Origin of the sequence: Roseinatronobacter ekhonensis, from assembly GCF_900499075.1 — a bacterium.
Lineage (GTDB): Bacteria > Pseudomonadota > Alphaproteobacteria > Rhodobacterales > Rhodobacteraceae > Roseinatronobacter > Roseinatronobacter ekhonensis.
The window spans coordinates 1-1,060 of record NZ_UIHC01000171.1 but is presented as its reverse complement, the minus strand read 5'-3'; the positions used below and the strand labels follow the sequence as shown (position 1 = coordinate 1,060).

Here is a 1,060-nt window from a genome sequence, read left to right as displayed (position 1 = left end):
ATTCCTGCGGGATGGTCTCACGCATGAATGCAAGGATGGCGTCGGCGAATTGCTTCTGACTTCGGTAGTAGCGATTGTGGGTGACATAATGGTGCAAGACCGCCCAAAGACGTTCAATTGGATTGAGATGTGGGCAATAGGGCGGCAGCTGGATCAAATGGATACGGCAGGCTGCCCTCGCAAGAAAAGCTCTGACATCCGGTCCTTTATGGTAGGCGGCGTTGTCCCAGATGACGTGAATGATACGCTTGTCGGGGTTGCGCTCTTCGACCTTGGTCAGAAGCTGCACGGCACTGACCCCATCAACGGTCGTGGGCTCGACAAAAGGTGCGTCGAAGGTTTCGAGGTTCACAGCCCCATGAATGTTCACACGACCACGTCCCGCCGTGCTGAGAACCGCTGGATTTGACCCAACCTTCACCCAGCCAAATGCAGGCTTGGTCTGATATTCCGGATGCACCGCATCGGCGAAGTAGACGGCTTCATCTGCAGGCAACCCACGCATCAGGTTCTCGTATAATGCGATGAAAGCTGCCTGCTTTTCCGCTGATGCCACGCGCGGCAGAGGTTTGGGCTTGCGGTATTCAAAGCCCAGCCGGGCCAGAAGCTTGATACAGCCAGAATGGGAATATTTTACACCAAACTCAGCGGCGACATGGGCCCTGATCTCGACCGTCGAGCGACAGAAGCGTGCTTCCAGCCAAGCACACAATGTAGCTTCCTGTGCCTGCGTCATACGGGACTGACCACCCTTCCAGCCGTCAAAGGCAAGCGCGTCCCAGCCATCTTGCCGGTAGCTCTTATACCAGCCACGGATGGTGTCGTCGTCCAAATATAGAAAATCCGAAATCTCTTGGCAGGATTTGCCGTCGTCGAGCAGCAAGATCGCATTTGCCCGACGGGCAATACCGTGGTCCTCGCGCTGGCGACGCACGCAAGCCTCAAGCTCGAGGCGGGCTGGTGAGGAAAGAAAGTCAGGGCGGATCATAAGCAATAGCTGAATCGTTCCAAACCCAGCAGTCAAGTCAACAAATTCGGCTTCTGCAGGACTCGGAGTATA

Annotated in this window: 1 protein-coding gene; it reads right to left on the bottom strand. The window is 55.6% G+C overall.

The window, feature by feature from the left end; translation table 11 throughout:
* Window positions 1-1,060 (bottom strand): IS630 family transposase (locus ROE7235_RS19665; RefSeq protein ID WP_245964053.1); only part of this gene is annotated, 1,060 nt, incomplete at both ends.